16 protein-coding genes are annotated in these 20,345 nt (G+C 56.1%); 7 read left to right on the forward strand and 9 right to left on the reverse strand.

Annotated features, from left to right (window positions below):
• Positions 1-58: 58 nt before the first annotated feature.
• From glnD to ACTJJI_RS10015, 3 genes are all read left to right on the forward strand, one after another.
• Complete coding sequence (gene glnD / locus ACTJJI_RS10005) at positions 59-2,734, forward strand: bifunctional uridylyltransferase/uridylyl-removing protein GlnD (protein WP_440653901.1); 2,676 nt, start codon at positions 59-61, stop codon at positions 2,732-2,734.
• Between the two features lie 32 nt (positions 2,735-2,766).
• Positions 2,767-3,591 carry a 2,3,4,5-tetrahydropyridine-2,6-dicarboxylate N-succinyltransferase gene (dapD, locus tag ACTJJI_RS10010; protein WP_013095650.1) on the forward strand — a complete coding sequence of 275 codons (825 nt, stop codon included), beginning with the start codon at positions 2,767-2,769 and terminating at the stop codon, positions 3,589-3,591.
• A gap of 111 nt (positions 3,592-3,702) precedes the next feature.
• Positions 3,703-4,089: a DUF3461 family protein gene (locus ACTJJI_RS10015; RefSeq protein WP_014168696.1), complete on the forward strand. Its 387-nt coding sequence runs from the start codon at positions 3,703-3,705 to the stop codon at positions 4,087-4,089.
• 88 nt (positions 4,090-4,177) lie between these two features.
• On the opposite strand, the gene cdaR is transcribed toward ACTJJI_RS10015, so the two are convergent.
• From cdaR to dgt, 3 genes are all read right to left on the reverse strand, one after another.
• Positions 4,178-5,335 (reverse strand): DNA-binding transcriptional regulator CdaR, encoded by a 1,158-nt coding sequence (gene cdaR / locus ACTJJI_RS10020; RefSeq protein WP_013095649.1) that lies wholly within the window; start codon positions 5,333-5,335, stop codon positions 4,178-4,180.
• Positions 5,336-5,481: 146 nt separating this feature from the next.
• The gene (degP, locus tag ACTJJI_RS10025) at positions 5,482-6,918 is read right to left on the reverse strand and encodes a serine endoprotease DegP (RefSeq protein ID WP_014830706.1); all 1,437 of its coding nucleotides are present in this window, start codon (positions 6,916-6,918) and stop codon (positions 5,482-5,484) included.
• 131 nt (positions 6,919-7,049) lie between these two features.
• Positions 7,050-8,564, reverse strand: a complete 1,515-nt coding sequence (dgt, locus tag ACTJJI_RS10030) for a dGTPase (protein ID WP_014830705.1) — start codon at positions 8,562-8,564, stop codon at positions 7,050-7,052.
• A gap of 82 nt (positions 8,565-8,646) precedes the next feature.
• Here dgt and mtnN point away from each other — a divergent pair, with 82 nt between their 5' ends.
• From mtnN to ACTJJI_RS10045, 3 genes are read left to right on the forward strand one after another with little or no spacing between them, the layout of a single operon-like run.
• Positions 8,647-9,345, forward strand: coding sequence for a 5'-methylthioadenosine/S-adenosylhomocysteine nucleosidase (gene mtnN / locus ACTJJI_RS10035; RefSeq protein WP_013095646.1), 699 nt, complete (start codon positions 8,647-8,649; stop codon positions 9,343-9,345).
• Positions 9,338-10,138, forward strand: coding sequence for a vitamin B12 ABC transporter substrate-binding protein BtuF (gene btuF / locus ACTJJI_RS10040; protein ID WP_440653905.1), 801 nt, complete (start codon positions 9,338-9,340; stop codon positions 10,136-10,138). The genes mtnN and btuF overlap by 8 nt, the downstream gene beginning before the upstream one ends.
• A gap of 27 nt (positions 10,139-10,165) precedes the next feature.
• Positions 10,166-10,789: a TRIC cation channel family protein gene (locus ACTJJI_RS10045; RefSeq protein WP_013095644.1), complete on the forward strand. Its 624-nt coding sequence runs from the start codon at positions 10,166-10,168 to the stop codon at positions 10,787-10,789.
• 92 nt (positions 10,790-10,881) lie between these two features.
• Here ACTJJI_RS10045 and erpA read toward each other — a convergent pair whose 3' ends face one another.
• Together erpA and clcA are read right to left on the reverse strand one after the other, a co-directional pair.
• The gene (gene erpA / locus ACTJJI_RS10050; RefSeq protein ID WP_013095643.1) at positions 10,882-11,226 is read right to left on the reverse strand and encodes an iron-sulfur cluster insertion protein ErpA; all 345 of its coding nucleotides are present in this window, start codon (positions 11,224-11,226) and stop codon (positions 10,882-10,884) included.
• A gap of 85 nt (positions 11,227-11,311) precedes the next feature.
• Positions 11,312-12,712 (reverse strand): H(+)/Cl(-) exchange transporter ClcA, encoded by a 1,401-nt coding sequence (gene clcA / locus ACTJJI_RS10055; protein ID WP_050859451.1) that lies wholly within the window; start codon positions 12,710-12,712, stop codon positions 11,312-11,314.
• Positions 12,713-12,888: 176 nt separating this feature from the next.
• Here clcA and hemL point away from each other — a divergent pair, with 176 nt between their 5' ends.
• On the forward strand, positions 12,889-14,169 hold the full coding sequence (gene hemL / locus ACTJJI_RS10060; RefSeq protein ID WP_014830702.1) for a glutamate-1-semialdehyde 2,1-aminomutase: 1,281 nt from the start codon (positions 12,889-12,891) through the stop codon (positions 14,167-14,169).
• Between the two features lie 94 nt (positions 14,170-14,263).
• On the opposite strand, the gene fhuB is transcribed toward hemL, so the two are convergent.
• From fhuB to fhuA, 4 genes are read right to left on the reverse strand one after another with little or no spacing between them, the layout of a single operon-like run.
• Complete coding sequence (gene fhuB / locus ACTJJI_RS10065) at positions 14,264-16,246, reverse strand: Fe(3+)-hydroxamate ABC transporter permease FhuB (protein ID WP_440653908.1); 1,983 nt, start codon at positions 16,244-16,246, stop codon at positions 14,264-14,266.
• The gene (gene fhuD / locus ACTJJI_RS10070) at positions 16,243-17,136 is read right to left on the reverse strand and encodes a Fe(3+)-hydroxamate ABC transporter substrate-binding protein FhuD (RefSeq protein WP_440653910.1); all 894 of its coding nucleotides are present in this window, start codon (positions 17,134-17,136) and stop codon (positions 16,243-16,245) included. Before fhuD ends, fhuB begins: the two co-directional genes overlap by 4 nt.
• Positions 17,136-17,933 (reverse strand): Fe3+-hydroxamate ABC transporter ATP-binding protein FhuC, encoded by a 798-nt coding sequence (fhuC, locus tag ACTJJI_RS10075; RefSeq protein WP_014830699.1) that lies wholly within the window; start codon positions 17,931-17,933, stop codon positions 17,136-17,138. Before fhuC ends, fhuD begins: the two co-directional genes overlap by 1 nt.
• Positions 17,934-17,983: 50 nt before the next feature.
• A complete protein-coding gene (fhuA, locus tag ACTJJI_RS10080) occupies positions 17,984-20,233 on the reverse strand; it encodes a ferrichrome porin FhuA (protein ID WP_440653912.1) in 2,250 nt (749 codons plus the stop codon).
• Positions 20,234-20,345 lie beyond the last annotated feature (112 nt).

A 20,345-nucleotide genomic window follows, 5' to 3' on the forward strand; every position in this document is an offset into this window, starting at 1 on the left:
AAGCCGGCAAATGCCGGCTTTTTTAATGGCTATAGCTTTTTCTTATGGGTGGCGCACGATGAGTAATCTATTACCCGAACAGTATGCTAACACAGCACTTCCCACCCTCCCCGACCAGCCCGATAACCCGGGCGTCTGGCCGCAGCACGAGCTGAGCTGTGCCGGCATCAAAGCCCATATGGATGTCTTCCAGCGCTGGCTGGGAAGCGCGTTTGACGCGGGCATTTCCGCCGAACAGCTGATCGAAGCGCGCACCGAATTTATCGACCAGCTCCTGCAACGCCTGTGGATTGAGAACGGGTTCGGGCAGGTCAGCGACGTGGCGCTGGTTGCCGTCGGGGGCTATGGCCGCGGTGAGCTGCATCCGCTCTCCGATATCGACTTACTGATCTTAAGCCGCAAAAAGCTGCCGGACGAACAGGCGCAAAAGATTGGCGAACTGCTGACGCTGCTCTGGGATATCAAGCTGGAAGTTGGCCACAGCGTACGAACCCTGGAAGAGTGTTTGCTGGAAGGGTTATCGGATCTGACCGTTGCCACTAACCTGATCGAAACCCGCCTGCTGATCGGCGACGTCGCGTTGTTCCTGGAACTGCAAAAACACATTTTCAGTGACGGCTTCTGGCCGTCAGAAAAGTTCTTCGCCGCAAAGGTCGAGGAACAAAATCAGCGCCACCAGCGCTATCACGGGACAAGTTATAACCTTGAACCGGATATTAAAAGCAGCCCCGGCGGCCTGCGCGACATCCACACATTACAGTGGGTGGCCCGTCGCCACTTTGGCGCCACCTCGCTGGATGAGATGGTGGGTTTTGGCTTTTTAACCGAGGCCGAGCGAAACGAGCTCAATGAGTGTCTGCATCTACTGTGGCGCATTCGTTTTGCCCTTCATCTTGAACTTAATCGCTACGATAACCGTCTGTTGTTCGACCGCCAGCTCAGCGTGGCCCAGCGCCTCAACTACAGCGGCGAGGGTAACGAACCGGTTGAGCATATGATGAAGGATTTCTTCCGCGTGACCCGCCGCGTCACCGAGCTCAACCAGATGCTGCTACAGCTGTTCGACGAAGCCATTCTGGCGCTGACGGCGGACGAAAAACCGCGCCCCATCGATGACGAGTTCCAGCTGCGCGGCACGCTTATCGATCTGCGTGACGAAACCCTGTTTATGCGCGAGCCGGAGGCGATCCTGCGGATGTTCTATACGATGGTCCGCAACAGTACGATCACCGGGATCTACTCCACAACCCTGCGCCATTTGCGCCATGCGCGCCGCCATCTGACGCAGCCGCTGTGCTATATCCCGGAAGCGCGTTCGCTGTTCCTGAGCATGCTCCGCCATCCGGGCGCCGTCAGTCGCGGGGTGCTGCCAATGCACCGTCACAGCGTACTGTGGGCCTATATGCCGCAATGGTCGCACATTGTCGGGCAGATGCAGTTCGATCTGTTCCATGCCTATACCGTGGATGAACACACGATCCGCGTCATGCTCAAGCTGGAGAGCTTTGCGAAAGAAGAGACGCGCTCCCGCCACCCGCTTTGTGTTGAGCTGTGGCCACGTCTGACCCACCCGGAGCTGATCCTGATTGCCGCCCTGTTCCACGATATCGCCAAAGGCCGTGGGGGTGACCACTCGGTGCTGGGTGCGCAGGATGTGCTGAAGTTTGCCGAACTGCACGGTCTGAACTCGCGCGAAACACAGCTGGTTGCCTGGCTGGTCCGCCATCACCTGCTGATGTCGGTTACCGCTCAGCGCCGTGACATTCAGGATCCTGAGGTCATTAAGCAGTTCGCGGAAGAGGTACAAACAGAAAACCGTCTGCGCTATCTGGTCTGCCTGACGGTGGCCGATATTTGCGCCACCAACGAAACGCTGTGGAACAGCTGGAAGCAGAGTCTGCTGCGTGAATTGTACTTTGCGACCGAAAAACAGCTGCGCCGCGGCATGCAAAATACCCCGGACATGCGAGAGCGTGTTCGCCATCATCAGCTGCAGGCTCTGGCCCTGCTGCGGATGGACAACATTGATGAAGAGGCATTGCATCAGATTTGGGCCCGCTGTCGTGCCAACTACTTTGTCCGCCACAGCCCAAACCAGCTGGCCTGGCATGCACGGCATCTGCTGCAGCATGATTTGTCGCAACCGATGATCCTGCTCAGCCCGCAGGCGACGCGCGGTGGTACCGAGATCTTTATCTGGAGCCCGGACCGTCCTTATCTGTTTGCTGCGGTATGCGCTGAACTGGACAGACGAAACCTGAGCGTGCACGACGCGCAGATTTTTACCACCCGCGACGGCATGGCGATGGATACCTTTATCGTGCTGGAGCCGGACGGCAGCCCGCTGTCGTCGGATCGTCATGAAGGGATACGTTTTGGTCTGGAACAGGCCATCACCCAGCGCAGCTGGCAGCCACCACAGCCGCGTCGTCAGCCGGCAAAATTGCGCCACTTTACCGTCGATACCGAGGTCAATTTCCTGCCGACACACACCGATCGTAAATCGTTCCTGGAGCTGATTGCCCTGGATCAGCCAGGACTGCTCGCCCGCGTCGGCCAGGTCTTTGCCGATCTGGGAATTTCGCTCCACGGAGCCCGAATTACAACCATTGGCGAGCGAGTAGAAGATTTATTTATAATCGCAACAGCGGACCGGCGTGCCCTTAATAATGACCTGCAACTTGAAGTGCAACAACGGTTGACAGCAGCCCTCAATCCAAACGATAAAGGGTGACGTGTTTTTTAGTGAAATGGAAAGAGTAAACAATGCAGCAGTTACAGAACGTTATTGAGTCCGCTTTTGAGCGTCGCGCCGAGATTACCCCGGCAAATGTGGATACCGTTACCCGCGAAGCGGTTAATCAGGTGATTTCTCTGCTGGATTCCGGCGCGCTGCGTGTAGCAGAAAAAATCGACGGTCAGTGGGTCACTCATCAATGGCTGAAGAAAGCCGTGCTGCTCTCTTTCCGTATCAACGATAACCAGGTTATCGACGGAGCTGAAAGCCGCTACTTCGATAAAGTGCCAATGAAATTCGCTGATTACGACGAAGCGCGTTTCCAGAAAGAAGGCTTCCGCGTAGTGCCACCTGCTGCGGTGCGTCAGGGAGCGTTCATCGCCCGTAACACCGTACTGATGCCGTCCTACGTAAACATCGGTGCCTATGTAGACGAAGGCACCATGGTGGACACCTGGGCTACCGTGGGCTCCTGCGCGCAGATCGGTAAAAACGTTCACCTGTCCGGCGGCGTCGGCATTGGTGGCGTACTGGAACCCCTGCAGGCTAACCCAACCATCATCGAAGACAACTGCTTCATCGGCGCGCGCTCTGAAGTGGTAGAAGGCGTGATCGTTGAAGAAGGTTCAGTAATCTCTATGGGCGTTTACATCGGTCAGAGCACCCGTATTTACGACCGTGAAACCGGCGAAATCCATTACGGCCGCGTTCCGGCAGGCTCCGTGGTGGTTTCCGGCAACCTGCCGTCTAAAGATGGTAAGTACAGCCTGTACTGTGCGGTTATCGTGAAGAAAGTGGACGCGAAAACCCGCGGTAAAGTGGGCATCAACGAATTGCTGCGCACCATCGATTAATCGGATATAACAAAAAGCGGGGGCAACCCCGCTTTTTTCATATCTGAGGGTGGCGAAAATAGATTTTTTCGTTAATTATTCAAAGGTTATGTTGAGATCAAGGGTACCGCTATGTACGATAATCTGAAAAGTCTGGGCATTACCAATCCTGATGAAATTGATCGTTACAGCCTTCGCCAGGAAGCCAACAACGATATTTTAAAAATCTATTTTCACAAGGACAAAGGAGAGTTTTTCGCCAAGAGCGTGAAGTTCAAATACCCACGCCAGCGTAAGACCGTCGTCGCAGACGGTGTAGGACAGGGATACAAAGAGGTTCAGGAAATCAGCCCTAACCTGCGCTATGTGATTGATGAACTCGATCAGATCTGCCAGCGCGACCGTACCGAAGTCGATCTCAAGCGTAAGATCCTTGACGATCTGCGTCACCTTGAAAGCGTTGTGACTAATAAGATCAGCGAGATTGAAGCGGATCTTGAGAAATTAACCCGGAAATAAAAGCAAAACGGCAATCCTTGATTGCCGTTTTTCGTGTTTGCGCCCTCTTCCTGTGAGGGATGGGGTGAGGGCACCATACCGCACTCAGCTATCGCTGTTCATCCAGCTGCAGCGCCACATACAGCAGCAGCCTGTCGTCAAAACTCCCCAGATCCAGTCCTGTCAGCTCCGAAATCCGGTTGAGCCGATACTCCAGCGTATTGCGGTGAATGAACAGCGCTTTCGACGTCGCCAGCGGCTGCACGTTATGCCGGAACCACGCCTGTAGCGTCCGGCGCAGCAGGCCATTGTTGTCCATCGCTTTCAGGCGCGCGAGCGGACGCGCCAGCTCATTGGCCTGCCAGCCACCGCGCAGGCTGTCGAGCAGTACCGGCAGCATCAGATCCTGATAAAAATAGCTGCGGCTTTCCGGCATTCGCTGTTTACCCACCATCATCGTAGTACGCGCCGTACGCCATGAGCGGGCAATACTGCCAGGCCCGGTAAAGTAATTTCCCAGGGCGACGCGAAAACGCAGCTGGCCGTTCTCTTTCATACGGGAAATCAGCTGCTCCACACGACGACGGTGATCTTCCGCATCCCAGCGACCGAACGCGTTAAGCGCCGGCTTGAGCACCACCATTTCCGTCAGGGAAACGATCGCCACCAGGTTGTCACGCTCCGGCGTTGCCAGCGCGTTTTGTAGCTGCTGCAATTCAGCCATCGCGCTATCGACCCCCAACTGGCCGCTATCCACCTCAATCACCGCCACCACGCGCGGTTGGTTCAGGTCGATGCCCAGACGCTGCGCCCACTCGCTCAGCGCAGGCGTATGCTCCTCTGCCTGAATCAGGTTCATCACCAGCTCTTCGCGCAGACGGCTATCCTGCGCCAGCAGGTGCATCAGGCGCGACTGCTCCAGCATCATCTCCGCCGTCATGCAGACCAGCTCGCCATATTTACGCAGTGATTCGGGTTCACCGGTCAGGCCTATTACGCCAACAATTTCCCCTTCAAGGCGCAGCGGTAAATTGATGCCCTGACGGACGCCGTGCAGGTGTTTCGCCACGGCATCATCGATATCCACGACCCGCCCCTGGGAAAGCACCAGCAACGCACCTTCGTGCAATTCCCCAATACGCTCGCGATCGCCGCTGCCAATAATGCGCCCACGGGCATCCATTACGTTGATATTGGTATCAATGATGCGCATGGTGCGCGCCACGATGTCCTGCGCCATTTTGGTATCAAGATGCCAGCCAGCCATGTAGCCCTCCTGTGAGCAGTGCTCCAGCATAGGGGAGTTCGGTTACGGTCGCATTGTGCGAATGCACAAAGTCAGGGAGAGAAATGTGGACTTGTGGAAAAGGTCACAGAAACGAGAAAGCCCCTGCGAGCAGGGGCTTAAGAGGATTACTGCATCAGCAGATAAATAGAGGTGTCACCACGCTGAATATTCAGCGCCAGCACGGATGGCTTGCTGTCGAGAATTTTGCGCAGTTCAGCGATGTTTTTCACCGGTTGCTGGTTAGCCCCCATGATCACATCACCTTTTTTCAGGCCGATACGGGCTGCCGGTGAGTTCGCTTTCACGTTATTCACCACCACGCCTTTATCTGCACCTTTGTTGCTCATCTCCGCCCCTTCAATCCCGCTGAAGATAGTGCTGGAATCGACCTGATTCTGGCTGCTCTGCTGCAGCTCCAGGCTCACGTTAACCGCCTTACCGTCACGCAGCAGGCCGAGCGTCACTTTGCTGCCAATTGGCATTGAGCCCACTTCGGCACGCAGGGCGGCAAAGCTGCTGATCGGTTTACCGTTCAGGGAGGTGATCACATCCCCGGCTTTAATCCCCGCTTTTGCTGCGGAGGAATTCGGCATAACCTGGCTCACAAACGCGCCGCGCTGGGCGTCAACTTTCATCGCTTTCGCCAGCTCAGAGTTCAGCTCCGTACCCAGAATACCCAGCTCACCGCGTTTCACCTGCCCATACTGCACCATCTGTGCGGTCAGGTTTTTCACCATATTACTTGGGATAGCAAAACCGATACCGATGTTGCCGCCGTCCGGCGCCAGGATGGCAGTGTTAATACCAATCAGCTCACCGTTCAGGTTCACCAGCGCACCGCCGGAGTTACCGCGGTTGATCGCCGCATCCGTCTGGATGAAGTTTTCATAGTTCTCCGCGTTCAGACCGCTACGGCCCAGCGCTGAGACAATACCCGAGGTCACGGTTTCACCCAGACCGAACGGGTTACCGATGGCCACGGTGTAGTCACCGACACGCAGCGCGTCGGAGTCGGCAATTTTAATCGCCGTCAGGTTTTTAGGATCCTGAATCTGGATCAGTGCGATATCAGAGCGTGGATCCTTGCCCACCACTTTGGCGTCAAATTTGCGCCCGTCGCTCAGTTGAACCTTAATGCTGTTGGCGTTATCCACCACATGGTTGTTGGTCACGACATAGCCTTTCGCAGCGTCGATAATGACCCCCGAGCCAAGCGCCATGAATTTCTGCTGCTGGCCGCCGCCCTGGCCGTCATCCCCTGCGCCACCGCCCTGACAGAACGGAGAACTCTGGAATGGCGAACCGTCCTGGCAGAATGGCGAGTTATCGCCGAAGAACTGCTGGAAGTTACGCGGCATACGCGGCGTATTGACGGTCGTGCTGCCCTCAACGTTGATACTCACCACCGATGGCATCACTTTTTCGAGCATCGGTGCCAGGCTTGGCATCTGCTGCGCGGTTGCTGCCGACGACGCGGTCTCGGCTGCAGTAGCAGTCAGAGGAGACAGCGCTAAACCTAAACTCAGAGCCAGTGCACTCATTGCTAATGTGGTTTTTTTCATGTTTCTCAATCTCGATTTACAGATAACGCAAAATTGCTGTGTAACTCAGATTCGTTTTATACCGCTTAGTTCCGGCGATAAGTTTATGGAAAAAGTAAAAATTTATTGGTCGTCTTTACAAAACTCACCGGTTATTCCACAGCCATCAGCTTGCGGTACTCGTCCCAGGCATACAGATCGGTCATCCCGCTGATATAGTCCTGGATGAGACGACAGCGATAATAATATTCGAGCACCGGCCATTGAGGAGCGTGGCGATCCAGTTTGCCGATGGCTTCAACATAAGCCAGACGATGACGGGTAGAAAGTTTCTGATAAAGCCGGGACTCAATCGGTATTCGTCGCACGCGCTCGTGTTCCACCAGCTCGCTAAATTCATCGACCGATAATTGCAGCAGGGGTCGATAGATTTCCAGTAAGCCGCTGATAACCCGGTATCCCTGCAGCTCTAACTGTTCAACATCAGGGTGGCTAAAGACATGGCGCATTGCGACATGTTTATATAACTCAAGCAACTGACTAAAGCTGCTGTCATCCTCCAGCAACGCATGATTAAATTCCCCGCTAAAAATCATCGGCAAATTGTCAATAAAACGCGAGGCGGCGTAAGGCACCAGTTTATTTAATGTATTGACCCGCAAATACATAAAGAACTGATCTTCCGTACTGCGGCTTAATGTATTTGCGCGCGATTTTTCCCAGGCATTTTCGACGACCTGCGCAAACAGCGAACCTTTTTCATGTTTCCCCCACGCATCATAAAGATGCTGATACAACTCCTCGACGCTGAATATTCTTTTCTCAACGGCGTCTTCCAGGTCGGCAACACAATAGGAGATGTCATCGGCGGCTTCCATTATCCACGTTAACGGGAAGCGGCCATTTGCAGTCAATGAAAGTTCTTTACGTAGCCGCTCAATATAGGCTTCTTCAGAGAGATAATAGCCCGGCTTTTTCATCAGATAACTGTGCGAAGCGGGCGTTTCCCCCATCCACCAGGCGGGACGGGTATATTTGAGGATGCATCCCACCTGTGCCCAGGTCAGGTTCATGCGCATCAGGGAGTGCACCAGCCGGATCCCCTGTGCATTGCCTTCAAAGTGACAGAGATCCTGACGCACTTTACGACGCAGATCGTTCAGCGCTTCTTCGCCTTCACGCAGGCGTAAATCCCGGACCACGCAGCGGTCATCACTGAGCGGCTGGCTGACGGCATCTGACGGGAAGAGTCGCTGCCTGAACCAGTCGTTGATCGCCGCCTCGCCGAAATGGCCAAACGGCGGGTTGCCGATGTCATGCATCAGGCAGGCCATCTCAACAATGCTCTCAAAGGGCCCGGTCAACTCATCCAGACCATAGGTTTCCAGCAAGCGCTGCTCTTTGAGGCGGCTTAAAATCTCTTTGGCAATGTAGCGCCCCACCTGCTGAACTTCCATTGAGTGGGTTAAGCGCGTGCGCACTGCCGCATTACGCTCAAGCGGAAACACCTGGGTCTTTTGCTGCAGACGACGGATGGCAGGCGAATTAATGATCCGCCCGCGATCGCTTTCGAAGATACGCAGGATCTCATGTTCGCTCTTTTCCCCCTGCGGCGAACGGAAACGTCGGTGCCAGTTAATTTTGGTGCGAAAATCGATCTGTGACATGTGCTCCCCCGCGTGAGAATGCGTTTCCCCTTAAGCGCATGATAGACTATGCATCTTAACAAGGCACATCGCGAGTAAATCTATGAAAATCGGCATTATTGGTGCAATGGAAGAAGAAGTTACGCTGCTGCGTGACAAAATTGAGAACCGTCAGACACTCTCTCTGGGGGGTTGTGAGATCTATACCGGTCAACTGAACGGTGTTGACGTGGCTCTGCTGAAATCAGGCATCGGTAAGGTTGCTGCTGCGCTGGGCGCAACGCTGTTGCTTGAGCGCTGCAAGCCAGACGTGATCGTTAACACCGGCTCTGCGGGCGGTCTGGCACCGACCCTGAAAGTGGGTGATATCGTCGTCTCCGATGAAGCGCGTTACCACGATGCAGACGTTACCGCATTCGGCTACGAATACGGTCAGCTTCCAGGTTGCCCGGCCGGCTTTAAGGCCGACGATAAGCTGGTTGCGGCGGCAGAAGAGTGCATTGCTGAGCTGAACCTCAACGCCGTACGCGGCCTGATTGTAAGCGGTGATGCCTTCATCAATGGCTCCGTCGGCCTGGCAAAAATCCGTCACAACTTCCCACAGGCAATCGCCGTTGAGATGGAAGCGACCGCGATTGCTCACGTCTGTCATAACTTCAACGTCCCGTTCGTGGTGGTTCGTGCCATCTCTGACGTGGCCGATCAGCAGTCTCATATCAGCTTCGACGAATTCCTGGTTGTCGCGGCAAAACAGTCCACCGTGATGGTGGAGAGCCTTGTGCAGAAACTGGCTCGTGGCTAAACATGCCGTCAGGGCGCTGGTCGCCCTGCTTCTGCTCGCACCGGCCTGGCTCTGCGCCGCGCCGCGTGTGATAACCCTCTCCCCCGCTAACACCGAACTGGCGTTTGCCGCCGGGATCACCCCCGTTGGCGTGAGCAGCTTTTCTGATTATCCACCCCAGGCCACGCGTATTGAACAGGTCGCGACCTGGCAAGGGATGAACATTGAACGCATCGTGGCGCTTAAGCCCGATCTCGTACTCGCCTGGCGTGGCGGTAACGCCGAGCGGCAGGTTAACCAGCTTACGTCGCTTGGGATCAAGGTCATGTGGGTGGATGCCGTGAGCATTGAGCAGGTCGCTCAGGCGTTACGATCTCTGGCTCCCTATAGTCCAACCCCGGCCAAAGCCGAGGATGCGGCAAAACAACTGCTCAGCGACTATGCGGCACTCAAAGCAAAATACGATACCCCCGTTAAAAAGCGCATCTTTTTGCAGTTTGGCAGCCAGCCGCTGTTCACCACCGGGAAAGGCTCTATTCAGAATCAGGTCCTGGAAGTCTGCGGCGGAGAAAATATCTTTGCGGCCAGCCGGATACCGTGGCCTCAGGTCAGCCGGGAACAGGTTCTGGCTCGCAGACCGCAGGCTATCGTTGTGGTCGGAAATGCGAGCGAGATTCCTAAAATTGAACAATTCTGGCAAAGCCAGCTAAAAATTCCGGTGCTCCCCCTCACCAGCGACTGGTTTGAACGCGCCAGCCCGCGTATTATCCTCGCCGCAAAACAACTCTGTGCCGCACTGGCCGAGAGTCATTAACATAAGACCCCCTTCGAGGATTTAACGATGCTCGTTTATTGGCTGGATATTCTTGGCACAGCCGTTTTTGCTATCTCCGGCGTTTTACTCGCCGGAAAACTGCGCATGGATCCGTTTGGCGTGCTGGTGCTTGGCGTGGTAACTGCCGTTGGTGGTGGAACGATCCGTGATATGGCGCTGGATAATGGCCCGGTGTTTTGGGTGAAAGATCCTACCGATCTGGTGGTGGCGATGGTCACCTGCCTGTTAACTATCGTGCTGGTTCGCCAGCCCCGCCGCTTACCGAAATGGATCCTCCCGGTGCTGGATGCCGTCGGTCTGGCTGTGTTTGTCGGCATTGGGGTGAATAAAGCCTTTAATGCAGGGACAGGGCCCATGGTTGCCATCTGCATGGGCGTGCTGACTGGCGTAGGCGGCGGGATTATTCGCGATATTCTGGCACGAGAAGTGCCGATGATCCTGCGTACCGAAATCTATGCTACGGCCTGCATTATTGGCGGGATTGTACACGCCACGGCGTACTATACCTTTGCGATCCCGCTGGAAAATTCAGCCATGCTGGGGATGGTGGTGACGCTGGCGATACGTTTAGCGGCGATACGCTGGCATCTTAAATTGCCGACGTTCGCATTGGATGAGAATGGAAGATAAACGCAAAACGGTAACCGCAAGGTTACCGTTTTTAATCTTTTCTCCCTCTCCCTGTGGGAGAGGGCCGGCGTGAGGGCATCAGCCCGCCCCTCTTAAATACTGAACGAAGACCCACACCCGCAGGTGCTGGTGGCATTTGGGTTAGTCACCACAAAGCGCGAACCTTCCAGACCTTCGGTGTAATCCACCGAACCGCCCACCAGATATTGCAGGCTCATCGGATCAACCACCAGCGCGACGCCCTGTTTCTCGATAGTCATATCGCCGTCGTTAACCTGGTCGTCAAAGGTAAAACCATACTGGAAGCCGCTGCAGCCGCCACCGGTAATATAGACACGCAGTTTCAGATCCGGATTGTCTTCGTCGGCAATCAGGGTTTTCACTTTGTTGGCTGCTGCTTCGGTAAACTCCAGCGGCAACGCTACGTCATCACTCATCTTATGCTCCCATGAATACTGCTACTGCAATTGGGTAAAATTCACCCAATTCTTTTTGTCATTATCTAATACCCTGGTAATTCATTCAAGTATTCTGCATTGCGGCCCGTTCTGCCTCTTGCTTCGCCAGGGTGCGAGCAAGAATGGTGGAGTATAGCGGTTTTCCACCCAGGAATTGGGCTAATAGTGTCGCGCCGAGACAGGTAATGATCATTGGCAAAATGAGCTGGTAATTGTCTGTCATCTCCAGCACCAGCACGATGCCGGTCAGCGGCGCGCGCAGGGAGGCCGCCAGCAGCGCCCCCATTCCGGCAACGGCAAACGTACCGGCCTCCAGATGATATGCCGGAAAACCGGCCGCAGCCGCCATGCCAAAGGCTGTGCCAAGCAACGTCCCCAGCGCCAGCATCGGGGCAAAAATACCACCCGGCGCACCGGAGGAAAAACAGAGCACCGTCGTGATGACGCGAGAAACAAACATAAACAGAAGCAGACCCACGCTGAAGTTGCCTGCGGCCGCAATCGGGATCAGCCCGAACCCGCCGCCCGCGGCGTTCGGCTCAATGAACCCCAGTACGCCACACAAGCCCCCCAGCACGCCGCCCATCAACACCCATTTCGTGGTATTCCCGCCATGGATGCGCTGGAACATATCCTGCGCACGCAGGATAAAGGTGTTAAACAGCGGGCCGACAACACCGAATATCATGCCCAGGATCAGGTACAGCCACAGCGTGTTCACTGGCGCATTGGTCAGTTTGCCCACTTCGATCACCGGGCTTTCGCCATTGAAAATGCGAAACACAATGCTCGACATGATCACACCGGTAAAGACCGCTTTGATCGAGATAAGGTTATAGCGGAACTGGGCGCGCATCTCTTCGATGATAAACAGGATCCCCGCCAGCGGTGCGTTAAACGCCGCCGAAAGCCCCGCTGCGGCGCCTGTGGCCAGCAGCGTATGGCGCGCTTCCGCGCTGCGCATCCTGAACAGATCCCCCACCATGCGCCCGACGTTCCCGCCCAACTGCACGGTGGGCCCCTCTCGACCCAGCACCATACCCGCACCAAGCGTTCCCATGCCGCCGATAAACTTCACCGGGATGACGCGCCACCAGCGCACCGGACGCAGCTCTTCCAGCGCGCCTTCAATTTCAGGGATCCCGGAACCGCCCGCTTCCGGCGCAAATTTACGCACCAGAAAGTAGCCCACCATGGCAAATAGCGCGGACAACCCGAACGCCCAGACCCAGACCAGCCCTCCTTTGTCGGCGAAACCGGCCACCGTACCAATACGCCAGTTCAGCACCGCATTGACCGCCTTTTCAAAGGCAACCCCCGCCAGCCCGGCGAGCGTCCCTACTACAGCGGCGGCCAGTAAAATTGCCAGCGGTGTCTTATCGCGATTGAGCAAGCGCCGGATGCTGATCCGGTGTTGCGCGCGTCGGAACTGTTGTTCTTCAAAAGAAGGTGAGTCTGCTTTCATTACCGTTTCTTTTCGTCATACAAATCGCCACAGGGATTTTACCAGAGTGCGTCACGTCGTCCCGTGAAAAATACTTAAAAATTGTTTAGCAATGAAAGGGGCAAAAATTTCATTACCTTTCGCGGATCACTTAGAATAGTGTGCTTAATCATTTTATACGAACCAGGAACGACGCCATGAGCAAGTCTGAAAACCTCTACAGTGCAGCCCGCGAGCTTATCCCGGGCGGCGTGAACTCGCCTGTTCGCGCCTTTACCGGCGTAGGCGGAACGCCGCTGTTTATTGAACGTGCTGATGGCGCGTACCTGTTTGATGTCGACGGCAAGGCCTATATCGATTACGTCGGCTCCTGGGGCCCGATGGTACTGGGTCACAACCACCCCGCCATCCGTAATGCAGTGATTGAAGCGGCCCAGCGCGGCCTGAGCTTTGGCGCGCCTACCGAGATGGAAGTCAAAATGGCGGAGCTGGTGACCGAGCTGGTGCCAACTATGGATATGGTGCGTATGGTGAACTCCGGTACCGAAGCCACCATGAGCGCTATCCGTCTGGCGCGCGGCTTTACCGGTCGCGACAAAATCATCAAGTTTGAAGGCTGCTACCACGGCCATGCGGACTGCCTGCTGGTGAAAGCGGGCTCCGGCGCACTGACCCTTGGCCAGCCAAATTCCCCGGGCGTACCGGCTGATTTCGCGAAACACACCCTGACCTGCACTTATAACGATCTGAACACCGTTCGTGCGGCATTCGAGCAGTATCCACAGGAGATCGCCTGCATCATCGTTGAACCGGTTGCGGGCAACATGAACTGCATTCCACCGCAGCCCGATTTCCTGCCGGGCCTGCGCGCCCTGTGCGATGAGTTTGGCGCGCTGCTGATTATCGACGAAGTGATGACCGGTTTCCGCGTCGCGCTGGCGGGTGCCCAGTCTTATTACGGCGTTGAGCCGGATCTGACCTGTCTCGGCAAAATCATCGGCGGCGGTATGCCGGTGGGCGCATTCGGGGGGCGCAAGGATGTGATGGAAGCCCTGGCACCAACGGGGCCGGTTTACCAGGCGGGTACGCTCTCCGGTAACCCGATTGCCATGGCGGCGGGCTTCGCCTGCCTGACAGAAGTCTCCCAGCCGGGCATCCATGAAACCCTGACTGATCGCACGACGCAGCTGGCAAATGGTCTGCTGGAAGCGGCTGAAGAGGCGGGTATTCCGCTGGTGGTGAACCACGTGGGCGGGATGTTCGGGATCTTCTTCACGGAAGCCCAAACCGTGACAAGCTATCAGGACGTGGTGAAGTGCGACGTTGACCGCTTCAAGCGTTTCTTCCACCTGATGCTGGAAGAAGGCGTCTACCTGGCGCCGTCAGCATTTGAAGCCGGCTTTATGTCCGTGGCGCACAGCGAAGAGGATATCAATAACACCATCGACGCGGCGCGTAAGGTGTTTGCGAAGTTGTAAGCACGTGCGGCGTGACGCCCTCACCCCGGCCCTCTCCCACAGGGAGAGGGAGCAAACCCTAAAACGTCAATCTTAGGATTGACGTTTACTTTTATTACCGACTCTGCTTTCTCAACAGATAAATAAAATACGGCGCGCCAATAAATGTCGATAGCAGACCTGCCGGGATCTGATACGGGAACAGCACCATTCTTCCGCACCAGTCCGCCACTACCAGCATCACCCCGCCCGTCAGGGCAGACATCACGATATGCGGCATCGTCCTGCGGAATCCCATCATTCTGGCGATATGCGGCGCCATCAACCCGACAAAACTCAGTGGGCCAATGGTCATGGTGGCTGTGGCCGTCAGGCACGCCGCCAGCAGTAACAGCGCGACGCGCGTTGGCGTTAACGCCATGCCGACCGCACGTGCGGTTTCGCCCCCCAGCGGCAGGATCGTCATCCAGCGGCGGCACAGCGGCACAATCGCCAGCAGCACGATCATCACGATCCCGGAATGCACCACCTGACTGCCGGTGGCGTTGTACGTTGAGCCGGAGATCCAGGTCAGGATCTTCGCCATCCGCGGATCGCCGCTCGCCTGCAGCATCATCAGCAGCATGGTAAAGGCGGTGCTGAGCGCCATCCCGGCCAGCAGCATCCGGTGAGGCGAAAACCCGCCGCGCCCGGAGGCAATCAGGATGATCATCAGCGTCACTGCCGCCCCGATGCTCCCGGCAGGCATCAGCCAGCCAAAGGCATTTCCCGGCACCAGGAACAGCATCAGCACCACGCCAAACGCGGCTCCCGAACTGATACCCAGCACTTCCGGGCTGGCCATCGGGTTGCCGGTCAGGCGCTGGATAATACAGCCCGCGACCGCCAGCATTACCCCGGCAATCAACGCCGAGAGGATACGCGGCCAGCGCCACTGCAGCAGTTCCTGGAGCAAATCGCCCGTTGCCCAGTGCCAGCCCACCGCATCGCGCCCGAAAGCAAGCGCGACAAACGAGACGATGATCAACACCGCCAGACCGGCCAGGCTGAACCACAGCACCGACTGACGCTCAGCATAAACTTTATCCCCCGCGTCCATCGCGGGAGCACTCATACTGCGCAGGCGTGGCAACAGCCACAGCAACAGCGGCGCGCCAACCAGTGCCGTTACCGACCCGGTAGAGACTTCCATCCAGACACGCGCCAGCCAGAGAATGATTTGATCGGAAAGCCAGAGGATCAGCGCCCCAATCAGCGGGGCCAGCAGCAGTCGCGCCAGCAGGCGACGCGCACCGAGCATTTTTGCCAGCAGCGGGGCAAACAGTCCGATAAAGCCGATAATCCCAACCGCATTAACCAGCAATGCGCTGAGGACAATCGCCAGCGTCAGCGCCGCCAGACGCGCCAGGGAGAGCGCCAGCCCCAGATTGCGGGCTACGCCGTCATCCAGCCCCATCAGCGTCAGCGGACGTAACAGCAGCAGCGTCAACATGGCGCCGCCAACGAGCTGCGGCCACAGACGCTGCACAATGCTCCAGTCGGTCTGGGTCAGCGTACCAGTACTCCACAGGAACATGCTTTGCAGCTGATCGTGATGGAACAGCACCAGCAGTTGGTTGATTGCACCACAGTAGAGGCTCACCACCAGCCCTGCGAGGATCAGCGTCACGGGCGAGAGACGTTTCCCCCAGGCCACGCCGAAGACCAGCGCGCCTACCACGCACGCGCCTGCAAGCGCGGCAAACTGCGAGGTTAACGCGCCAGACAGTGCCCACAGCGTGGTCACCGTGATCCCAAGCTGGGCACCGGTCGCGACGCCAAGCGTTGTAGGCTCGGCCAGCGGGTTACGCAAAACCTGCTGGAACAGGACGCCCACCAGCCCTAGCCCGCCCCCGACCAGCAGCGAAATCGCCAGACGCGGCAGCAGGCTGTAGTGGAACAGCATTTGCTGAATATTATCGATATCCGGCGTAGCCAGGGCCGCGCCCCACTGCCCCCGCGGTAAGGCGGTCGAGAGGTTAAACCAGGTCAACGCCAGCGCGGTCAGGAAAATCAGAGCCAGCAACAGCGCCGGGAAACGGGCAATACGCGTACTCATGCTTTTCCCCCCAGCGCGTTATCCAGCACCCGGGCGAAGTGCATGGCCGACAGCGTCGCGCCGTAGAACCAGACCGCCGGTGCACGCATAAAGCGTTGCTCACGCACGAACGGCATCGCCTGCCACAGCGGTGTCGCCATCAGCGCCTGCATTTCACGCTCGTTGCCGTGATCGAAGCACAGCACGTCCACATCGCGGAACGCCGCCAGACGGTCGATACCGACGGCGGTGCTGCCCCAGAAGGTCATCTCCCCTTCCCAGGCATTACGAATACCAAAACTATCGAGCACTTCCTGGAAAAGGCAGTTTTTACCGAACACCAGCATATGGCGCGCATCCAGCAGCGTTACCATCAGCAGCGGGCGGTCTCCGCGATGGGCAAAACGCGGCTTCAGGGAGTCAATAAGAGCATCAAACTCAGCGAGATGTTGTTTGGCTTCCGCCTCACGATTGAGGAAATGCGCCATCTCGTTGATGGAGTTTTTCGCCATCGTGAGCGGTTTTTTTCCGTCACTGAAGGAGAACCCCCGCCCAGGCGCAATACGCGCCATTGTCTCTTCTGAGGGGCCATACCCCGCAGACCAGAACAGAAATGACGGCTTCATCTGCGTCAGCAGCTCAAGGTTAGGCTCCGTTCGCAGACCAATATCAATGACCGAATCGGGCAGCGCCGGCTCGTTCACCCACAGCCTGTAGTTGGGAATATCGGCGACACCATACGGCGTGACGCCCAGTGCCATCATCAGTTCAACAGGCAACCACTCCAGCGCCACAATACGATGCGGATCGACGGCAGCCGCTGCCCGCGCGAGGTTCATCTTTAACAGCAGCGGTGAAAGTGCCATGGCCGTCAGCAGGCGGCGGCGGCTCAACAAAGTAGAATTCAGCATCAGTAAACAAAGCTCACCGGAGCAGCCCCACCAGGATGAGGCAGGATCCCCATGGGAATACCATAAATGTGTTCCAGGGTTTCACTTCGCATCAGTTCCGACGGTGTCCCCTGGGCAATCATCTCCCCGCCGCGAAGTGCGACAAGATAATCACAGTAACGCGCCGCCATGTTGATATCGTGCAGGACCGCGATAACCGTCAGGCCACGCTGCTGGCTCAGGCGATGCACCAGCGCAAGCACATCAACCTGATGAGCGATATCCAGTGCGGAAGTCGGTTCGTCGAGCAGCAGACAGCGGCTGTCCTGCGCGACCAGCATCGCAATCCATGCGCGCTGACGTTCACCCCCGGAAAGGCTGTCGACCAGACGGTGCGCCAGCGGCTTTAATCCCACCAGCGCAATCGCCTCTTCCACTTTCTCTCTGTCGGCGACACCGAAGCGCCCGAGCGCGCCATGCCACGGATAACGCCCGATCGCCACCAGCTCACGCACCGTCATCCCTTCCGCCTGGGGCAGTTGCTGCGGCAGATAGGCGACTTTGCGCGCAAAGGCTTTACTGCTCCAGCTCTCCAGAGGCTGTTCATCCAGCAAAATATCCCCTTCTGAAGGCGGCTGATGACGGCCCAGCATTTTCAGTAACGTCGATTTACCGGAACCATTATGACCAATCAGGCCGGTAACCTTACCTGCGGGGAACGTCAACGAGAGCGGGTGCAGCAAGGTGCGCCCGGGAACACGAAAGGAGAGTTGATTGAGCGTAAAAGTGGTGTCGGAGTGCGTTTTATTATCCTGCATATCAGCCAACTTAAATAAAAAGGGCACGGCGAACCGTGCCCGAAGAGAGATTAGAAGCGGAAGGTCGCGGTGGCCACAACCTGACGCTCAGCACCCCAGAAGCAACCGTAGGTGTTAAAGCAGCTGGCAACATACTCACGATCGAACAGATTGTTCACATGCAGCGCCACGTTTGACCCCGCCATGCCAACGCGTGCCAGATCGTACCTGACCAGCGCATCAACGACGGTGTAGCTGCCCACTTTGAAGGAGTTAGCCGGATCACCATAGCTTGAGCCCGTATAACGCACGCCGGTGCCCAGCGTCAGACCAGACAGCGGGCCATCATACATTGTGTAATCACCCCATACGGATGCCATGTGTTTCGGCACCTGGGCTGGTGTGTTGCCTTTGTAGTTAGTATCTGTCGTGTATTCCGCATCGGTGTAGGTATAGGAGCCAACAACGTTAACGCTCGCAGAGAGGGCAGCTTTCGCTTCCAGCTCTACGCCACGGGCACGGATTTCACCACCTTCAACCGAGAAGAAAGAACCCGCCGGGTCCGCCATCAGGTTGTTAGTTTTGGTCAGCTGGTACAACGCACCGGTGACAACGATCGGACGATCGCTCGGTACGTATTTCACGCCCGCTTCGTATTGCTTGCCTTTAGATGGCGAGAACAGTTTACCCTGTGCATCAGTCTGCGAAGCCGGTTCAAACGATTCGCTGTAGCTAAAGTAAGGAGTTACACCGTTATCAAACAGGTAGTTAACACCGCCACGCCAGGTGAACTGGGTATCATCACGTTTGGAGGTGGTATTGGTCACACGGTTATAGGACTCCTGATCGGCCCAGTCATAACGACCGCCCAAGGTTACCAGCACTTTATCCCACTGCGCCTGATCCTGAACATACAGACCCGTCTGTTTCTGGCGATTAAGGATTTGATAAGGACCTGAATTAGCCGGATCTTTTGAACCGAAATCAAAATCGCTGTTCACAGGATTATAGAGATCCAGCAGCGGAACAGAATCGTCATAACCAAACCAGGAATTGATGTCATTCCGCATACGCATAAAGTCAACGCCAGTCAGCAGTATGTGGTCCACCTCGCCGGTAGAGAATTTGCTTTGCAACTGGGTATCAACGGTGAAGTTCTGCAATTTTTCATTATCGACAACGTATTTACGCGCCAGATAATGGCCTTTATCAGCAGGCGCAAGCGCCGCACACTGTTTGTTACCAACATTTGCCGGATCGGTGCAGACGCCATAGCCGTAAACGCTGTTTTGCGAAGTTTTGTTCTCGGCAAAGCGCAAATTCTGACGCACGGTGAAGGTATCGTTAAATTCGTGGTCGAAGCTATACCCCACCATTTTCTGGTTCCGGGAATAGGTATTATTCTTCGCCCCTTCATTAAAGTTAGTCGGCAAACGCTCGCCGTTTGGCAGCGGCTCCACTGTCCCCTCTTTTGGCAACCAGCCGTAGTAACCTGTTTCAGGCTCGTTCTGAAAATAAGAGAGGAATGTAAATGTGGTTTTATCATCCGGACGCCATGAGAAAGATGGCGCGATAGCATAACGCTGCTCTTTCGCACGCTCCTGCTGAGCGTTATTTGAACGCGCAACCCCCGTTAAGCGATAAGAATAAACACCGTCGTCGTCAATCGCATCGCTAAAGTCAAACCCGGTCTGGAACAGGCTATCCGTGCCCACTTTGAACTTGATCTCTTTCAGGGGATCGGTTGTTGGGCGCTTACTGACCATGTTCAGCAAACCGCCAGGGCTGCTTTTGCCGTACAGAACGGAAACCGGACCGCGCATGATCTCGGCGCGCTCCAGCATATAAGGATCAATAACGGCGTCGTTATAGAAGTTCCCCTGCATTTTCATGCCATCGAGGTAGTTATTTTGAGACTGACCATCGGCCGCAAAACCGCGAATAATCAAGTAGTCATAGGTGTTTGACGCACCACGGGTGCCTACCGCAACGCCAGGGGTGTAACTCAATGCTTCTTTAACCGAGCGCGGTTGATGCAGTGCCATCTCTTCGGCTGTTACCACTGAAATAGATTGCGGTACCTTTTGAATGGGGGTGTCCGTTTTGGTCCCGGTCGCGGATTGTCTTGCTGCGATGGTAGCAGCAGGCCCCCAGGCACTTTCCTGTGCAGCCGGAGCGGCAGTGACAGTGATGGTTTCTTCTTTTTTCGGGGTTTCGGCAGCATGGGTATAAGCAGACATGCCGGCAACCGCTGTGGCTACGACAACTGCGATTTTACGCAGCGACGTGTTAATTGGCTGAGCAGTATTGGAAAGCGCCATGGTGTATCTCTGATGGAAAAGTGAATGATAACGTAAACGAGAATTATTATTATGACCGCAGCATAATAGGCGAAACGTTGGCCGTATAGCAAGCAGTAAGCGGCCCTACGAG

The sequence above is a fragment of the Enterobacter sp. 22466 genome (assembly GCF_052044775.1).
GTDB lineage: Bacteria > Pseudomonadota > Gammaproteobacteria > Enterobacterales > Enterobacteriaceae > Enterobacter > Enterobacter dissolvens.

Excerpts from the sequence above, each read along its gene's own strand:
- mtnN (WP_013095646.1), top strand. The coding sequence starts at position 8,647 with ATGAAAATCGGCATTATTGGTGCAATGGAAGAAGAAGTTACGCTGCTG.
- ACTJJI_RS10015 (WP_014168696.1), top strand. The coding sequence starts at position 3,703 with ATGTACGATAATCTGAAAAGTCTGGGCATTACCAATCCTGATGAAATT.
- glnD (WP_440653901.1), top strand. The coding sequence starts at position 59 with ATGAGTAATCTATTACCCGAACAGTATGCTAACACAGCACTTCCCACC.
- dgt (WP_014830705.1), bottom strand. The coding sequence starts at position 8,564 with ATGTCACAGATCGATTTTCGCACCAAAATTAACTGGCACCGACGTTTC.
- degP (WP_014830706.1), bottom strand. The coding sequence starts at position 6,918 with ATGAAAAAAACCACATTAGCAATGAGTGCACTGGCTCTGAGTTTAGGT.
- ACTJJI_RS10045 (WP_013095644.1), top strand. The coding sequence starts at position 10,166 with ATGCTCGTTTATTGGCTGGATATTCTTGGCACAGCCGTTTTTGCTATC.
- erpA (WP_013095643.1), bottom strand. The coding sequence starts at position 11,226 with ATGAGTGATGACGTAGCGTTGCCGCTGGAGTTTACCGAAGCAGCAGCC.
- fhuC (WP_014830699.1), bottom strand. The coding sequence starts at position 17,933 with ATGCAGGATAATAAAACGCACTCCGACACCACTTTTACGCTCAATCAA.
- clcA (WP_050859451.1), bottom strand. The coding sequence starts at position 12,712 with ATGAAAGCAGACTCACCTTCTTTTGAAGAACAACAGTTCCGACGCGCG.
- cdaR (WP_013095649.1), bottom strand. The coding sequence starts at position 5,335 with ATGGCTGGCTGGCATCTTGATACCAAAATGGCGCAGGACATCGTGGCG.
- hemL (WP_014830702.1), top strand. The coding sequence starts at position 12,889 with ATGAGCAAGTCTGAAAACCTCTACAGTGCAGCCCGCGAGCTTATCCCG.
- fhuB (WP_440653908.1), bottom strand. The coding sequence starts at position 16,246 with ATGAGTACGCGTATTGCCCGTTTCCCGGCGCTGTTGCTGGCTCTGATT.
- dapD (WP_013095650.1), top strand. The coding sequence starts at position 2,767 with ATGCAGCAGTTACAGAACGTTATTGAGTCCGCTTTTGAGCGTCGCGCC.
- fhuD (WP_440653910.1), bottom strand. The coding sequence starts at position 17,136 with ATGCTGAATTCTACTTTGTTGAGCCGCCGCCGCCTGCTGACGGCCATG.
- fhuA (WP_440653912.1), bottom strand. The coding sequence starts at position 20,233 with ATGGCGCTTTCCAATACTGCTCAGCCAATTAACACGTCGCTGCGTAAA.